A 15,758-nucleotide genomic window follows, 5' to 3' on the forward strand; every position below is an offset into this window, starting at 1 on the left:
ATCGTGGTTGACCCCAGGATGTGGCACGACTATGGCCGGCACGAATGCAGACTGCATGCTGCTGTGCCTTGTGCACGGTTCAAAGTGCGTTGGCGGCCGTTACTGCCATTCCGCCCTGTGCGACGGGCTTTCCGACGGCGTTCTCCGCGACCACCCGAGGGGGCGGAACAATTAACCGAAATGAATTTTGATCCGAATCAGCTAGCCGCGGTCGTGTCGGATCGGGAACAGCTACAGGCGGTGGAATCAGGCCCTCAATATGTCAATGATCACGCAGCGAGACGCTGATTCGTCTCCCCTCGAGAGGAAAAAGAGAATGCATCGTGGCATTCCCTTGTCTGTGGTGCTGTCCAGCGTGGCGGTTCTGGCCTTCCCCACATCGGCCTCCGCCGAAGACACCCCCGTGACGCTGGAGGTGACCGGCGGCGGCCTCGGCATCACAGTGCCGGCAGGACCGGTCAACCTCGGTTCGACCGCCGTAAGCTCCAGCCCGCAGACGGTCACCAATCAACTGGGCAACGTCACCGTGACCGACCAGCGCGGCGCTACCGCCGACTGGACCGCCACAGCGCAGGCAGTGGACTTCACGGGCCCCAACAACACCACCATCTCGGTCTCCGCACCGAACTCCAGCACGTACCACGCTCCCCAGGCGAACGTCATCGGCACCGCCACGGTGACCCCGCACGACCTGAGCCCCATGTATCCGCCGGGCCCCGTGCAGACCGCCACGGGGGTCTCCGGCTCCAACTCGGCGACCTGGAACCCGACGATCTCGATCACGGTCCCCGCGAACTCGCTCGCGGGCACGTACAACTCGACCATCACGCATTCCGTGGCGTGACCTAGCGGCACCCAACCGAGGCTTCTTCTGTGCACAAGTACATTCCGGCTGGAGCGCTGGGGCTGCTGGCGCTTGCCGGGACCATCGGCGCCCCTCCGTCCGCAACCGCATCCCCCCGGGTCGCGGCGGAGGGCACTGACGTTCACGGCAGCTTCTCCGTGCGGCTCGTCGACGTTCCCGCGTCCCTGGTCAACGACACACGCGCACGTCAGTACATCATCGACAACCTGCATCCGGGAGCCACCATCCGCCGGCGCGTGGAGGTGGCGAACACCTCCGACGAGCCGGCGCGCGTGGTGGTGTATCCCAGCGCTGCGAGAATCAGGCACGGTTCGTTCATCGGAGCGTTCGGACGACAAAGAAGCGAACTGACCTCGTGGACGTCGCTGTCCAGGAAACGGCTCGAGGTGCCGGCCCACTCCACGGCCCGTACGTCCGTGACGATCCGCGTGCCCCGGGACGCGGCCCCCGGCGAGAGATACGGCGTCATCTGGGCACAGATGTCCGGAGGAGCCGGCCCTGGCGTCACGCTGGTCAACCGCGCAGGGATCCGGCTGTATCTCTCCGTGGGCGGCCACAATCCGCCGCCGACCAAATTCACGGTCGACACGATGACCGCCGAACGCGACCGGGCTGGTCGGGCAATCGTCAAGGCCCAGGTCCACAACACCGGCGGCCGTGCTCTGGACTTGAGCGGAACCCTCAATCTGAGCAAGGTGAGAGGGAGCATCAACGCCGGACCTTACGCGGTTCAGCTCGGCACCACCCTCGCGCCCGGCCAGTCCGAGCCGGTGACAGTGCCGGTGACCGACCAAGTGGCCAACGGCCCCTGGAAGGCCACGCTCAACCTCAAGAGCGGCCTGTACGAGGAGACCTACCGCGCCCGCATCACCTTCCCACGCCACAGAGGTCACGGGCGGCCGGTCCCGGCACACGCCGTTGTCGGCGGCAGGCACATGGCCTTCTACGGAGGGGCGGCCGGGCTGGCCCTGGGTGGTGTGATCCTTCCCGCTGTGATGCTGCGGCGTCGGAAGGCAGCATCCCAGGACACGTGAGCAAGCCGCGCAGTCGGGCCGAGTCTCAATGGCCGAAGCAAGCCAGTGACAATCTTGAAAATCGTCGTCGCAGCGATGTGACCGTGGGTTCAAATCCCACACCCACCGCAGGTGAACGGCCCCTGACCAGGCAACTCGGTCAGGGGCCGTTGCGTTGCCCACTGCCCCTGAGTGCCCGCGGTTCACCGTTGTTTCCCGCTCGATGAGGTAGAGAAATCTGTAACAAGATCGTCAGTGGCACATGGTCCTAGACGACAGCGCTCCGCTCGGCCAAGTCGCGCAGTGCCTCAGGGATGCGAGTTCCGGAGAGTTGGATCAAGTCGCGGATGACCTCGCGGGCCAAGTGATGGTCTTGGATCTGCTCGGGTGCCAGGGCTTCGGCTTCCAAGAGCGCGGCTGTGGCCTCACCGACGTGTCGCCGCTGCGCGTGCGCTCGCGCCACGTCAAGCAGGAAACGCGATTGCCGCTCGGGGGACAGACCCGATGCGTCGACCCGGTGGGCCACTTCCAGGGCAAGCCCGGCGTCTCCCAACTCCACGGCCGTGCTTACGGCATGGATAGACGGGGGCAAGCACGCTCACCCTCGCCCACTGGACCTACGCCGGCCACGGCCACACCCCCGGCGAATCCTGGCTCACCGCCAACATCCGCCGAGACATCCAACTCAACCGCGAGACCGCCCGCGAAGAGCTGCCCTACCTGCTCGCCGACGAGAGGGGCTGCTGACCATGGCCTCAGAGCTGCCGAACAGGTTCCTGACACCTGAGGACTTGGTCGAGATGTTCGAGCTGCCGAGCGTGGAGACGGTCTACCAGTGGCGCCGGAAGCACACCGGTCCCCGCGGCTTCCGGGTCGGCCGGCACCTGCGCTTCGACCCTAGCGACGTGCGGGCCTGGGTGGAGTCCCTCATGGAAGGGGCCGCCTGATGGCCGGACACATTCAAGATCGCTGGTACAGGACCGAGACCGGATCGGACGGCAAGCCCCTCAAGGTCAAGACCGACCGCTACGGCAAGGGCAGCAAGGGGGCTTGGTGTGGCGGAGCAACTTCAACGGCAAGGAATGGAAGCCCGCTCTCGCGGGCCTTATCCCGAAAGCGGACGATGACGGCAAGTACGAGTCGGCGCGTGAGCACGGCATGCAAGCCCTCCGGCATTTCTACGCCTCCGCGCTGTTGGACGCGGGCGAGAACATCAAGGCCGTCAGCGAGTACATGGGGCACGCCGACCCGGCGCTGACCCTGCGGGTGTACGCCCACCTGATGTCCGACAGCCGCGAGCGTGCCCGCCGTGCCATCGACACGGTGTTGCAGCATGCCTCGCAGGAAGATCACGGCCCACAGACGGCCCAGTGAGACCCTGACGGCCCCTGACCTGCCCTTCTGTGCAGGTCAGGGGTCGTTTCCCGGAGAGAACCCTCTGAACTTCCTCAACTCTGCTTTGGGCCGTGAGACGCGAGGGCATCCCCCTCTCACGCAAGAAGCGATACGGGAAGCACGGCCCACGGGGGGCCGCTTCGGGGGAACGAAAGGAGGGTGGCGCCATGGTCATCGGCATCATCCTGGCGGTCGTGTGCATCGTGTTCGTCGTGGCCTTCAAGGCCACCGGCCGCAGCCAGTCGAAGGTCACGCTCTCGAAGGGGGGCCGCCGTTCGCGCCGCGGCTCCTCGTCGGACAGCGGCAGTAGCAGCTGGTGGGCCGGCGGCGTCGGCGACAGCGGCTCGTCCGGGCACCACGGGGGCCACTCGTGCGGCGGTCACTCGTCGTGCGGAGGCTCGTCCTGCGGAGGCGGGTCCTCCTGTGGCGGCGGGGGCGGATGCGGCGGAGGCAGCTGACACGGGGCAGCTGAGCTCCCACTGGGGGAAGCGCATCCGGAGCACACGGAAGTGCCCGTCGGGCAACGGCTGCCGACGGGCACTTCCGTGCGCCGGGCGCACGCTGTAGTTGAACAGTTGAGCTGTGGAGCCCTCGGGGGGATGGAAACCCTACGAAGTTGGGTAAAAAGGCTGTGGCGGCGCCACAGTTCATGATTCCCTCTAAATCACCAACGCAGCCCCGAGGCCCTGTCGTCATCTTGGCGTCGGGTCGTCCTTCCTGACCAGGCTGACCGGGCCGTTCCCCCGGTGCCGACCGGGTGCGCCGGACCCCCACCTCACTTTGCGTGCTAGCGGAGCCGACCCATGCTCACGACCCTGAAAACCTCCTACACCGACACGCGCGCGGCCGATCTCGCGTGGACCCTGGGCCGCGAACCGCTGCCTGCCCTCGCCACGCTCGACCTCGAACTCGCCGGGTCGAAGCTCCAATTGAGACTCCTGGGCGCGTCCCACCAGGTGCTCCTGGAGGAGGAGCGGGGCAGTTGTTCGGAGACCGTCGCGTGCCTTCCCGGCAGCAGCACGCCCCTCCCGCTCGGCGTGGCGAAGCGGGTCGGCGACTGGGAGTACGAGTTCGCGGCCCGCGTCGAAGTGCTGCCCCCCGGCTCCTTCGCGGGCCGCGCCCAGGAGTTGCTGGCCCTGGTCTCCGACCACCCCAACGGTCTGGCGGGCGTCTTCCCCGGCAGCCCCCACGCCTTCACCGCCCTGCTCGCCCAGCGCCACGAGGGTCAGGTCCACTGGCGCACGTGGCACGCGTACCCGCAGGACGGCCAGTTGGTGGCGACGAGGACGAGAGTGGGGATTCGGGGGGCAGCGGGGGTTGATGGGGCGTGGGGCGGAGACCCGGATACGCCCTCCCCAACCCGGAGTGCCATAAAGCGCCGAGGTTCCACACGTGTGGGTGACGAAGCGTAGCGTCGCCGTGACGTAGCGTTCGCTGGGTGATCGAACCGCACGCGCCCGCTCCCCCCGGCGCGCCGCCGCCCTGGGCCGTCCAGGGCCAGGCGCGGCTGCCCGTCCGCCCGGGCATCGGCCGGTTCCTCGTCCTCGCCGGCGTATTCGTCTGTGCGGCGTGCGGACTCGTGTACGAACTCGAACTCGTCGCCCTCGCCTCGTACTTGATCGGCGACTCGGTCACCCAGGCCTCCGTCGTGCTCTCCGTCATGGTCTTCGCCATGGGCATCGGCTCCCTCGCCGCGAAGCGGCTGCGTCCCCGCGCGGCGGCAGGCTTCGGCGCGGTCGAGGCGGCGCTGGCGCTCGTCGGCGGCTGCAGCGCGATGGCGCTGTACGCGGTGTTCGCATGGACGGGGGACTGGGGTGGCGTCTGGGCGGACGGATGCCGCTATCTGCTGGTGGCCTTCTCCCTCACCATCGGCCTGCTGATCGGCGCCGAAGTCCCCCTCCTCATGGAGCTGATACAGCGCATCCGCCGCCAGGACCCGGGCGGAGCGGTGGCGGACCTGTTTGCGGCGGACTACGTGGGCGCGCTGGTGGGTGGCCTGGCTTTTCCCTTCCTCCTTCTCCCGCTGCTCGGCCAGCTGACGGGCGCGCTGCTCACCGGAACGGTGAACGCGGTGGCCGGCGGGGCCCTCGTACTCGGCCTGTTCCGGGGAGACTTGACCCGCCGGGCGCGCTGGGTCCTCCTGGTCGCCAACCTCGTCGTCCTCGGACTCCTCGCCGCGGCAGCGGTGTTGGTCGACGACTTCGAACGGGCCGCGCGGCACGCGGTGTACGGGACGGACGTGCGGGTCGCCCTCCAGACGGACGTCCAGGAGGTCGTCCTCACCGGCGGCACGCACGGCCGTCCGCTGCGCCTCTTCCTCGACGGTCGCCTCCGGGTCAGCGGCCGCGACGAGGACCGCTACCACGAGGCGCTCGTGCACCCCGCGATGAACGGCCCGCACGCGCGCGTGCTCATCCTCGGCGGCGGCGACGGGCTCGCTGCGCGCGAAGTGCTGCGCTACCCCGGGGTGCGCAGTGTCGATGTCGTCGAACTCGATGCGGGGGTGGTGCGGTTGGCGCGCAACGATCCGGCGCTGTCGGCCCTGAACGGCCACGCGTACGACGACCCGCGCGTGCACGTCATGACCGCGGACGCCTTCCACTGGCTGCGCAGCGCCCCGTCGACGTACGACGTCGTCATCTCGGACCTCCCCGACCCGGGCATCACCGCCAGTACGAAGCTGTACTCGCAGGAGTTCTACGGCCTGGCGCACCGCGTCCTTGCCCCCGACGGGCGCCTGGCGGTCCACGCGGGCCCGGTCGCCTCCCGCCGCCGCGTCTTCTGGACGGTGGACAGGACGATCCGGGCGGCCGGCCTGCGCACCGCCCCCTACCGCGTGGGCGGCCGGGACTCCGGCTTCGCGGCGGGTCCCGACCGTACGGCGGGCGGTACGTCGAAGGTCCCCCGGGACTGGGGCTTCATCCTGGCCTCGGCCTCCCGTACGGGCGTACGCCTGGGCCTCGCCCCGGACGGGCCGCGGCTGCGCACGCTGACCCGGGCGGCCCTGGCGGCGGACGCGCGGGCGGCCTACCGAACGCGCGTCACGGCCCGCCTCCCGCCCTCCACCCTGGTGCATCCGCGGTACGCCGACTGAGGTGGAGGCGGAGGAATCCCGTGATACGCGGGTGCGGTTCTGGCCGTGCTGGGTAGGCTCGGCTGACATGGAGCATGAGGTGTTCGTTCCGGTTCCGGCCGAGCGGTTGAGGGAGGCGCTGGCCGATCCCGTGCGGGTGGCCCGTGCGGTTCCAGGCCTCCAGCAGGACGCGGGGACGCCGCCCGTCTCCGGGCGCCTGAAAGTCCGCGTGAGCGGCCACACGATCACCTACCGCGGGGCGCTCCGGGTCACCGCCCAGGACGACGGCACCTACGCCGTCGAGGGCGACGCGACCGAGGCCCGCGGCACCGGCTCCGTGAAGCTCGCCCTCGCCGTACACCTGCGCGCCACCGACGGCGGCACCACCCTCACCTTCACGGGCACAGCCTCCGGCGACGGCCGCGTGGCGGAGCTCCCGCCGGACGCGGTGTCCTCGTCGGGGGCGCGGCTGCTGAGCCGGTTCGCGGAGAACTTGGGGGCGGAGGGTGAGCGGGAGCCTCAGCCGGACGCGGCGGTGGAGCCCGAGTCCCGGGCCGAGCCGGAGCCCGAGCCCGGTGCGGTGGCTCTGCCCGAGTTCCGGGACGAGTCCGAGCCGGATGTGGTGGCTGAATCCGAGGCTTCGGCCGAGTCCGAGTCCGAGTCCGAGTCCGAGCCGGAGTCCGAGTCCGAGTCCGAGTCCGAGTCCGTCTTCGAGGTCGAGGTTCCGGCTCCGTCGCTCGATTCGCTGGAGGACGACGAGCTCGTGGAGGAGGAGTTCGTGGTGGAGGCGGGGGAGCCGGGCGAGGAGGATGCCATGGCCGAGGCGGCGCACGCGCGGCGGACGATGATCGGTCGCAGCGCGGAGGAGGTGGACCACGCTCCGCCTCGCGGCCGCTACGCCCCCGTCCCGCCGCCGGAGGCCACCGCCGCCCGCGACACCCTCCGCTGGGCGGCCCCCGCCGCGGCCCTGGCCCTCGCCTCGGCGATCGCCCTGACCCGCGCCCTCCGTAAACGTCGCTGATTCCGCCCCCCGTAGGGGGCACGGGGAACTCCGCGACCAGCCCCCCCACTCACCGGCAGCCAAAAAACCACTCGAGGGCCCAGGGACGGAGCCCGAGACGGGGTGCAGGGGCCGCAACCCCCTGCCGGGGTCGAAGGGGCGGACCCCCGGTGGAGGGAATGGGTAGGGGCGGCGGGGGCGAAATCCCGCAGGCGGGCCCCGTCCCAGTAGGGTCAACTCCGTGAGTAACGAAGACATCACGCTGACCGCGGGTGACGCGGAGGTGACCGTGGCGCCGGCCAACGGCGGACGGGTCGGAAGTCTGCGAGTCGGCGGCGTCGAACTGCTGCGGCAGGGCGCGAGGTTCGGGTGCTTTCCCATGGTCCCGTGGTGCGGCCGGATCCGCGAAGGACGGTTCCTGGACGGCGCCACCGTCCAGCAGATGCCGCTCAACTCCCCACCGCACGCCATCCACGGCACCGCCCGCGACGGCGCCTGGCGCACCGCCCGCACCACGAAGAACGAGGCCGTCATCACCTACGACCTCGTCGCCCCCTGGCCGTACCCCGGCCGCGTCACCCAGGCCTTCACCCTGACCGAGGACGCCTTCACGCTCACGATGTCCGTGGAGACGTACGAATCGTCCTTCCCGGCCCAGATCGGCTGGCACCCGTGGTTCAACAGGAACCTGGGGGGAGACGGCGAGGACGCCCGCGTCGACTTCCGGCCCGGCTGGCAGGAGGAGCGCGGCGACGACCACCTGCCCACCGGGCGGCGGATCGAGCCGAAGCCCAGCCCCTGGGACGACTGCTTCGGCATGCCGGACGGCGTCGACGTGACGCTCACCTGGCCCGGGCAGCTCGAGCTGAAGGTCGCCAGCCGCGAGGAGTGGGTCGTCGTCTACGACGAGCAGGAGGCGGCCGTGTGCGTGGAGCCCCAGACGGGGCCGCCCAACGGGCTGAACACCCACCCCCGCCTGGTCACCCCCATCGAGCCCTTGGAGGCGACCACGACCTGGAGCTGGCGGCGCCTCTAAGCTGGCGGACATGAGTGACGTACGCGGCGCGCTGCTGCAGCAGATCAAGGACAAGGCCGTGGTGCACGGCAAGGTGACCCTTTCGTCGGGTCTTGAGGCGGACTACTACGTCGACCTGCGCCGCATCACCCTGGACGGGGAGGCCGCGCCGCTCGTCGGGCAGGTCCTCCTCGATCTCACGGCCGAGCTGGACTTCGACGCCGTGGGCGGGCTGACCATGGGCGCCGATCCCGTGGCCGCGGCCATGCTGCACGCGGCCGCCGCGCGCGGGAAGCGTCTCGACGCCTTCGTCGTGCGCAAGGCCGCCAAGGCGCACGGTCTGCAGCGGCGCGTGGAAGGGCCGGAGATCAAGGGCCGGCGTGTGCTCGTCGTCGAGGACACGTCCACCACCGGTGGCTCCCCGCTCACGGCTGTCGAGGCGGTCCGCGAGGCCGGCGCGGAGGTCGTCGGCGTCGCGACGATCGTCGACCGTGCCACCGGCGCCGCCGAGAAGATCGAGGCGGGCGCCGGGGTGCCGTACCTTTTCGCCTACGCGAAGGACGAGCTGGGGCTGGACTGACACGCGGACCCCTGGGACCGGTGTTCCCAGGGGTTACCGACGGGTGTCGGACGCCGTGGCCGGAGCACAGGGTCAAGTCTGGAAAGATGGGGCCGACGATGACGTCGCCCCCTAGGTCAGGGCCGTAAGCAGCAGTCCAGGCGTACAGCAGTACGCAGACCCGCACATACAAGGAGCGGACAGATGCCCATCGCAACCCCCGAGGTCTACAACGAGATGCTCGACCGGGCGAAGGCAGGCAAGTTCGCCTACCCGGCCATCAACGTGACCTCGTCCCAGACCCTGCACGCTGCGCTGCGCGGCTTCGCGGAGGCCGAGAGCGACGGCATCATCCAGATCTCCACCGGTGGTGCGGAGTTCCTGGGCGGCCAGTACAACAAGGACATGGTGACCGGCGCCGTCGCGCTCGCCGAGTTCGCCCACATCGTCGCCGCGAAGTACGACATCACCGTCGCGCTGCACACGGACCACTGCCCCAAGGACAAGCTGGACGGCTACGTACGTCCGCTGCTCGACATCTCCGCCGAGCGCGTCGCCAAGGGCGAGAACCCGCTGTTCCAGTCCCACATGTGGGACGGCTCCGCCGAGACCCTCGCCGACAACCTGGCCATCGGCCAGGAGCTGCTCGCGAAGGCCGTCGCCGCGAAGATCATCCTCGAGGTCGAGATCACCCCGACCGGTGGCGAGGAGGACGGCGTCAGCCACGAGATCAACGACGAGCTGTACACGACCGTCGACGACGCGCTGCGCACCGCCGAGGCCCTCGGCCTGGGCGACAAGGGCCGCTACCTGCTCGCCGCGTCCTTCGGCAACGTGCACGGCGTCTACAAGCCGGGCAACGTCGTCCTGCGCCCCGAGCTCCTCAAGGACCTCCAGGCGGGCGTCGCCGCCAAGTACGGCAAGGCGAACCCGTTCGACTTCGTCTTCCACGGCGGCTCCGGCTCCACGGCCGAGGAGATCGCCACGGCGCTGGAGAACGGCGTCGTGAAGATGAACCTCGACACCGACACGCAGTACGCCTTCACGCGCCCCGTCGCGGACCACATGTTCCGCAACTACGACGGTGTCCTGAAGGTCGACGGCGAGGTCGGCTCCAAGAAGACCTACGACCCGCGCACCTGGGGCAAGCTCGCCGAGGCCGGCATGGCCAAGCGCGTGACCGAGGCCTGCGCCGCGCTGCGTTCCACGGGCACCAAGCTCAAGTAGCGATCACCTTCGGTTCGGGCTCGGCACCCCCGCGGTGCCGGGCCCTTCCGTATGCTCCGAGGTATGGCTGCCCCTCTGCAGGAGAGACCGGGACAGAAACCGGCCGTACGGATCTCCACCCCCAAGGGCAAATGGATCCTGCTGACCACCGTGCTCGGCTCCAGCATGGCCATGCTGGACTCGACGGTCGTCAACGTCGCGCTGCCGACCATCGGCCGTGACCTTAACGCGAGCCTCGCGGCCCTGCAGTGGACCGTCAACGCGTACATGCTGACGCTGGCCGGGCTGATCCTGCTGGGCGGATCGCTCGGGGACCGTTTCGGGCGGCGCAAGGTGTTCGTCCTGGGTGTGGTGTGGTTCGCGGCCGCCTCGCTGCTGTGCGGTCTCGCGCCGAACGTCGGCGTGCTGATCGCCGCCCGCGCCCTGCAGGGGATCGGGGGCGCCCTGCTCACCCCCGGTTCGCTCGCGCTCATCCAGGCCTCCTTCCATCCGGACGACCGGGCCCGGGCCGTCGGCCTGTGGTCGGGCTTCGGAGGCGTCGGGGCGGCGATCGGGCCGTTCCTGGGCGGCTGGCTGGTGGACGGCCCCGGCTGGCGCTGGGTCTTCCTGCTGAACATCCCGGTGGCACTGGTGTGTGCCCCGATCGCGCTGCGCCACGTCCCCGAGTCGTCCGACGAGCGCACGCACCACGGCTTCGACGTCCTCGGCGCCGCGCTGGGCGCACTCGCGCTCGCTCTGGTGACGTACGCCCTGATCGAGGCACGCAGCGGCTCGGTGGTCGTCGTGGTGACGGCGGTCGCGGGCGTGGTCGCGGGGGTGGCCTTCGTGTATGTCGAGCGGCGCCGGGCCGATCCGATGATGCCGCTCGACATCTTCGCCTCGCGCCAGTTCACGGCCGTCAATCTCGTCACTCTGTGCGTCTACGCGGCCTTCGGCGGCTTTTTCTTCCTGACCGCGCTACAGCTCCAGGTCGTGTCGGGCTACTCGGCGCTCGAGGCCGGTGTGGCGCTGCTGCCGACGACCGTCCTGATGCTGCTGTTCTCGGCGCGCTCGGGGGAACTCGCCCAGCGCATCGGTCCCCGCATCCCGCTCACCGTGGGTCCGCTGCTGTGCGCGGCGGCCATGCTGCTGATGCTGCGCGTCGGCAAGGGCGCCTCGTACGTCGTCGATGTGCTGCCCGCGCTGCTGGTGATGGGTCTGGGCATGGTCGTCCTGGTCGCGCCGCTGACCGCCACCGTCCTCGCCTCCGTGGACACCTCGCGGGCGGGCCTGGCCAGCGGCATCAACAATGCGGCGGCCCGAGCGGCCGGGCTCCTCGCCGTGGCCGCGCTGCCGCTGCTCGCGGGGATGGGCCCGGATGCGTACCGCTCGGCGGACGCCTTCAACGCGGCCTTCCGGCGGGCGATGCCGCTGTGCGCGGGTGTGCTGGTGGTCGGGGCGGCGCTGGCCTTCGCGACCGTACGCCGCCCGCCGCCCGACTGTCGGCGCCCCCAGTGCCGTACGCACGGGTGTGTCACGGCACCTCCGCTGGAGCCGGCGCGCGCCGCCGCGCCTCCGGACTCGGTATCCGCCAAGGCTTCCAGCGCTGGTCCGGCTTCGTGACGGTGCCGCTGGTGTCGATCTTGTAGGTGAAGATCATCTGTGGCGTGTCCCCTGTTGTCGTGAACACGCGCGGCTTGGTGGCTGATCGCAGTGCGTACGCGGAACCGTTTGCTCCAGAAGGGCCGCAGCCAACCGCTACCGATCACGGACGATGCAGCAGACCGGAACCCATGACGATTCACGAGAACCTCCTCGGGGGACCGCCCCCGACCCACCTCCCCGACGACCCGGAGCCGCGCGAGCTCCTCGCGAACGGCACGGCCCCGGCCGATGCCGCCGCCAAGTAGCCCACCTCCTCGCTCGCCTGGGCGCAGCTCGGCGACGAGGCGTACGAGCGTGGCAGCGTCGTCGAGTCGTACGCCTACGCGCGGACCGGCTACCACCGCGGCCTGGACGCCCTGCGCCGCAACGGCTGGAAGGGCCACGGACCGGTGCCCTCGGAGAGGGGCGCTACATGTGATCGTGTAATCCGTGCCGCCATCTCCTGCTGAGTGACGACGGCACAGTCAACTCTGGCGCGGTGACTATCGCTTCAGCTCGGCGTACGCCTCGGCGCTGCTGTCCTGAAGGAACTGCCAGCAACGCTCCGTCTCGTCCTTCTCGTTGATCTCGCCGGCGGCACGAGCGAGGGCGGCAAGGCAGCGCAAGAACCCGCGATTGGCTCGGTGGTCCCAAGGGATGGGGCCATGTCCCTTCCACCCGGCTCGGCGGAGCGCGTCCAGACCGCGGTGATAGCCGGTCCGGGCGTACGCGTACGACTCGACCACTCGCCCCGCCTCGAAAGCGTCGTCGGCGAGCATCGCCCAGGCGAGCGAGAATGTCGGGTGCTGGGCCGCAACCTCGGCCGGCGGCTGGGACTCCTCGCCAAGCAGGCGGTACGCCTCTTCGTTCTCCGGCAGGTACGTCGGCTCCGGGCCGCCGAGCAGGTTCTTGTGAGTCGTCATGAACGCAGTCTGCCACTCATGGCCAGGCGTTCGGAAAGCCGACGAGGAATACGGACGAGGCGTGTGGTCGGCTGAGAACAGCGGTTGATGTGATCGATCCCGGCGTACGACGATCCGGCGCATGGCAGCACGTCGCTGAACTGCGGGGCCCAGTCGGCGAACAGGTCCGTGAGCGCGGCGCGGGCGCCGGCGGGGTCCTGGAAGGGGATGCCCGAGGTGGTGACCCAGTCCTCGGCGGTGCGGAAGGAGAGGTAGATCCGGATGCGGCCGTCGCCGTTGCGCTGTGCCGCCAGGGACTGGCCGTTGCCGATGGCCCAGTAGTTGCCGCGCCCGACCATGGCGGCGAGTTCGGGGTGGCCGCGATCCGCGTCGGGGATGCCGCACTCGACCATGGTGACGCCGATGTGGACGGGGCGGGCGTCGGTCACCAGCGGGCGGACACGGGAGCGGGCGCCGTCCGCGCCGACGAGCTCGACGAACTACGCGCTGCCCTGGTCGGACACTCGCAGATCACGGTCCGGCCTTTGGACGACGACGTCGACGACACCGCGAGCGCCCAGGCGCACGGGGTGCGGATCGTGATCAATACCGCCGAGCTGGAGGTGCCATGAGCACCGCCGTCCGCGTCAACACGCATGCCTACGCGGCCACACACGTGGCCACCGGGCTCATCAACAGCCTTCGTAAGATCGTCAAATCGAGCGACCTCGACCCAGCTGGGTTGACCGGTCAGTGGTCCGTCCTGGAGGCCGGTATCGCCGCTTGGCTCGAGTCCCAGCACCTGCGAGCCCTCGTCATGGAGATCTACGACCCTCGCCTGGCGTACGGGGACGATCTCGTCGGGCGGTTCGACTTCACAATCGACTACGGGTACTACCCCAACGGCGACGGTGAGTTGTGGCTGGACCCCGATACCGTCTACTACACAGTGCGCAAGGCAGGCAGTTTCCCCTCGCAGTGTGACTACCGCTTCATCGCCACCACCAGCTCAGGACGCCTGGACGTCCCCGGGTGGTCCACAACCAACCTGCGGTCCACCACCGGATTCACCCGTCACGATGTCGGCACTGCCATCGGCGGCGGGAGTCTGGGCGCCGGTCTCTCCTACTACACCCGGACAGCATCATGATGAGCATCCCCGAAGCCTTCGAGAAGTTCCGCGGGAATCTGGAGATCACCGAGACGGAGTCCCAGAAGGCCAGCCACCGACAGCAGAGCATCCGCAAGGAACTTGAGACCGCTCTCGATGTCGAAGACACCTTCCTCACCGGTGCCTACCGGCGCAACACCGAGACCAAGCCGTTGGCGGACGTCGACATCATGGTCGTCCTCAAGGACACGGCCTACCTCGACCTGCATCCTCACGAGGTTCTTGAGGCCGTGCGCAAGGTCCTGGCCCCTATCTACGGTGAGGGTCGGGTGTGTTGCGACCGGCGCGCCGTACGCGTCGACTTCGGAGTGAAGCTCGTCGACGACCTCACCGGCGACGTGGTCTCTTTCGACGTCGTGCCCTGCTTCGCCGAAAACGACCACTATCTGATCCCCGACGACGTACTCGCCGAGTGGATCCCCACCAACCCCAAGGTGCACGCGGAACTCGCGACCGAGGCGAACAAGGCGTTCTCCGAGCAATGGAAGCCCGTCGTCAAGATGGTCAAGACGTGGAACCGTTACCACGATCACCCCATCGAGTCGTCGTTCCTCATCGAGGTCATGGCCTTGAAGCTCCTCATAGGCAACTGGGTGGGGCCGTACCCCCTGGAACTGCGCCAATTCTTCACCACGGCCATCAGCGCCATTGCTCAGCGGTGGCCGGACCCAGCACACCTCGGCCCGGACGTCTCCGACATGTTCGACGGCCAGCCCGCCAAGCTTGAAACCGCCCAGCGTGCCCTGCGCACGGCGGAAGCCGTGTGCACCGAGGCGATCCGGCTGGAGCGCTCGGGCCGCACTGGCGAGGCACTGGCGAAGTGGCAGGAACTCTTCGGCCCTCTCTTCGTCAAGTCATGACCCACGGTCAGCAGTTGCCGGTACCGCCCGGTGCCTCCGGTCGAATCAATTAGCGCCAGGACCAGCCAGAGGACCTGAACAGGCTGCTGGCTTACTCCCACCTGTACAAGACGGCACTGCGATGGCGTCGCGTCAAGACCTGGGGAAACGTCCTTCTGGCCCTGACCGCGCCCCTGTTCGCGGTCTTCCTCCCCGGAAGCACGGGCACCCGCGGAGCGGTCGCTGCTGTCTGGCTGGTTCTGGGCAGGACCGTGCTTTCAGGGCTGGAGCGGAGTGCCACTCAACGCGCGGTGGACATCCAGGAGTTGTACGACATCAAGCTTTTCCAGCTGCCGTGGAACCAAGCAGTCGCGGGGCGCCCACCAGTACCGGACGACGTCTCTTCAGCCGCCCGCCACATCCGCGACCGCGAGCCCTACTTCGACTGGTACAGCGTCGACCTGGGCGACACCCCCTGGCCCGGCGATGTCCTCCTGTGCCAGCGCCAGAGCGCCGTCTGGAGCCGCCGAGACCACCATGCTTACGGCACCTTTCTTGCGATCAGCGGCAGCGTGTGGGCCCTCTCGATCGTCATCTTCGCCCTCGTACGCGACATGACGCTGCTCACCTTCCTCGTGGCGCTGTTCCTACCCAGCACCCCTGCGCTCCTCGACACCATCGAACTCGCGCAAAGCCATTGGCAGCAGTCCACTAAGCGCCGACAAGTCGAAGACGATATCCACGACGTATGGGACGAGTACCAGGACAGGCCCGGAGATGTTCCCGTCCAGGAATGTCGGCGCCTCCAGGACGCCACCTACCTCTTGCGCCGCGACGGGCCACCCGTACCCAACTGGTTCTATAGCCTGCGCCGCCGGGAGACCGCCGCCGTCACGAACGACGGCACTACGACGCTGCGGTCCTCCTCTGACCCCACCTGAACCCGGTCAGGCCCGGTCGCTCCTCACACCTCTGGCCTCACCCCTCGTGCGCATGCCGGTGTACCCCTTGAGAACCACGGCAACGAGCTCGTCGTCGCGGTCGGAGATCAGGGCGGCCGCTCGGCGACGTCACCC

The 15,758-nt window shown here is 69.2% G+C and carries 17 protein-coding genes and 4 pseudogenes; 18 read left to right on the forward strand and 3 right to left on the reverse strand.

Annotated elements, in window-relative coordinates; genetic code table 11:
* Positions 1-316 precede the first annotated feature (316 nt).
* Together OG390_RS27290 and OG390_RS27295 are read left to right on the forward strand one after the other, a co-directional pair.
* Positions 317-844: a hypothetical protein gene (locus tag OG390_RS27290; protein ID WP_406171887.1), complete on the forward strand. Its 528-nt coding sequence runs from the start codon at positions 317-319 to the stop codon at positions 842-844.
* 29 nt (positions 845-873) lie between these two features.
* Complete coding sequence (locus tag OG390_RS27295) at positions 874-1,899, forward strand: peptidase (RefSeq protein ID WP_406171889.1); 1,026 nt, start codon at positions 874-876, stop codon at positions 1,897-1,899.
* A gap of 247 nt (positions 1,900-2,146) precedes the next feature.
* Here the strand turns inward: OG390_RS27295 and OG390_RS27300 are convergent, their stop codons facing one another.
* Positions 2,147-2,341, reverse strand: a complete 195-nt coding sequence (locus OG390_RS27300) for a hypothetical protein (RefSeq protein ID WP_406171891.1) — start codon at positions 2,339-2,341, stop codon at positions 2,147-2,149.
* Positions 2,342-2,466: 125 nt separating this feature from the next.
* Here OG390_RS27300 and OG390_RS27305 point away from each other — a divergent pair.
* The 12 genes and pseudogenes from OG390_RS27305 to OG390_RS27360 all read left to right on the forward strand — a co-directional run.
* Positions 2,467-2,625: pseudogene (locus OG390_RS27305) on the forward strand (replication initiation protein); the annotation flags it as partial.
* Between the two features lie 2 nt (positions 2,626-2,627).
* Complete coding sequence (locus OG390_RS27310) at positions 2,628-2,825, forward strand: helix-turn-helix transcriptional regulator (protein WP_406171893.1); 198 nt, start codon at positions 2,628-2,630, stop codon at positions 2,823-2,825.
* A 97-nt stretch (positions 2,826-2,922) separates the two neighbouring features.
* Positions 2,923-3,252: pseudogene (locus OG390_RS27315) on the forward strand (tyrosine-type recombinase/integrase); the annotation flags it as partial.
* Positions 3,253-3,440: 188 nt separating this feature from the next.
* Positions 3,441-3,731: a hypothetical protein gene (locus OG390_RS27320; RefSeq protein WP_406171895.1), complete on the forward strand. Its 291-nt coding sequence runs from the start codon at positions 3,441-3,443 to the stop codon at positions 3,729-3,731.
* A gap of 345 nt (positions 3,732-4,076) precedes the next feature.
* Positions 4,077-4,685: a DUF2617 family protein gene (locus OG390_RS27325; protein WP_406171896.1), complete on the forward strand. Its 609-nt coding sequence runs from the start codon at positions 4,077-4,079 to the stop codon at positions 4,683-4,685.
* 26 nt (positions 4,686-4,711) lie between these two features.
* Complete coding sequence (locus tag OG390_RS27330; RefSeq protein WP_406171898.1) at positions 4,712-6,367, forward strand: polyamine aminopropyltransferase; 1,656 nt, start codon at positions 4,712-4,714, stop codon at positions 6,365-6,367.
* Between the two features lie 67 nt (positions 6,368-6,434).
* Positions 6,435-7,367: an SRPBCC domain-containing protein gene (locus OG390_RS27335; RefSeq protein ID WP_406171900.1), complete on the forward strand. Its 933-nt coding sequence runs from the start codon at positions 6,435-6,437 to the stop codon at positions 7,365-7,367.
* A gap of 220 nt (positions 7,368-7,587) precedes the next feature.
* Entirely contained in the window at positions 7,588-8,382 is a 795-nt protein-coding gene (locus tag OG390_RS27340; protein WP_406171902.1) for an aldose 1-epimerase, read from the forward strand.
* Positions 8,383-8,392: 10 nt separating this feature from the next.
* A complete protein-coding gene (gene pyrE / locus OG390_RS27345; protein ID WP_399075583.1) occupies positions 8,393-8,941 on the forward strand; it encodes an orotate phosphoribosyltransferase in 549 nt (182 codons plus the stop codon).
* Positions 8,942-9,124: 183 nt separating this feature from the next.
* The gene (gene fbaA / locus OG390_RS27350) at positions 9,125-10,147 is read left to right on the forward strand and encodes a class II fructose-bisphosphate aldolase (protein ID WP_369248010.1); all 1,023 of its coding nucleotides are present in this window, start codon (positions 9,125-9,127) and stop codon (positions 10,145-10,147) included.
* 63 nt (positions 10,148-10,210) lie between these two features.
* Entirely contained in the window at positions 10,211-11,749 is a 1,539-nt protein-coding gene (locus tag OG390_RS27355) for an MFS transporter (RefSeq protein WP_406171905.1), read from the forward strand.
* Positions 11,750-11,919: 170 nt separating this feature from the next.
* A pseudogene (locus tag OG390_RS27360) lies at positions 11,920-12,192 on the forward strand (DUF3151 family protein); the annotation flags it as partial.
* Between the two features lie 81 nt (positions 12,193-12,273).
* Here OG390_RS27360 and OG390_RS27365 read toward each other — a convergent pair.
* Both OG390_RS27365 and OG390_RS27370 read right to left on the reverse strand, forming a co-directional pair.
* Entirely contained in the window at positions 12,274-12,693 is a 420-nt protein-coding gene (locus tag OG390_RS27365; RefSeq protein WP_406171907.1) for a DUF3151 domain-containing protein, read from the reverse strand.
* A complete protein-coding gene (locus tag OG390_RS27370; RefSeq protein ID WP_406171909.1) occupies positions 12,690-13,121 on the reverse strand; it encodes a hypothetical protein in 432 nt (143 codons plus the stop codon). Before OG390_RS27370 ends, OG390_RS27365 begins: the two co-directional genes overlap by 4 nt.
* On the opposite strand from OG390_RS27370, the gene OG390_RS27375 reads away from it, so the two are divergent.
* From OG390_RS27375 to OG390_RS27390, 4 genes and pseudogenes are all read left to right on the forward strand, one after another.
* Positions 13,098-13,304 carry a hypothetical protein gene (locus OG390_RS27375; protein WP_406171911.1) on the forward strand — a complete coding sequence of 69 codons (207 nt, stop codon included), beginning with the start codon at positions 13,098-13,100 and terminating at the stop codon, positions 13,302-13,304. The two genes, OG390_RS27370 and OG390_RS27375, sit on opposite strands and share 24 nt — an antisense overlap.
* The gene (locus OG390_RS27380; RefSeq protein WP_406171913.1) at positions 13,301-13,822 is read left to right on the forward strand and encodes a hypothetical protein; all 522 of its coding nucleotides are present in this window, start codon (positions 13,301-13,303) and stop codon (positions 13,820-13,822) included. The genes OG390_RS27375 and OG390_RS27380 overlap by 4 nt, the downstream gene beginning before the upstream one ends.
* Complete coding sequence (locus OG390_RS27385; RefSeq protein ID WP_406171915.1) at positions 13,819-14,703, forward strand: CBASS oligonucleotide cyclase; 885 nt, start codon at positions 13,819-13,821, stop codon at positions 14,701-14,703. The genes OG390_RS27380 and OG390_RS27385 overlap by 4 nt, the downstream gene beginning before the upstream one ends.
* Positions 14,704-14,768: 65 nt before the next feature.
* Positions 14,769-15,623 (forward strand): annotated as a pseudogene (locus tag OG390_RS27390) (S-4TM family putative pore-forming effector); the annotation flags it as partial.
* Between the last annotated feature and the right edge of the window lie 135 nt (positions 15,624-15,758).

Origin of the sequence: Streptomyces sp. NBC_00996 (genome assembly GCF_045162675.1) — a bacterium.
Taxonomy (GTDB): Bacteria; Actinomycetota; Actinomycetes; order Streptomycetales; family Streptomycetaceae; genus Streptomyces.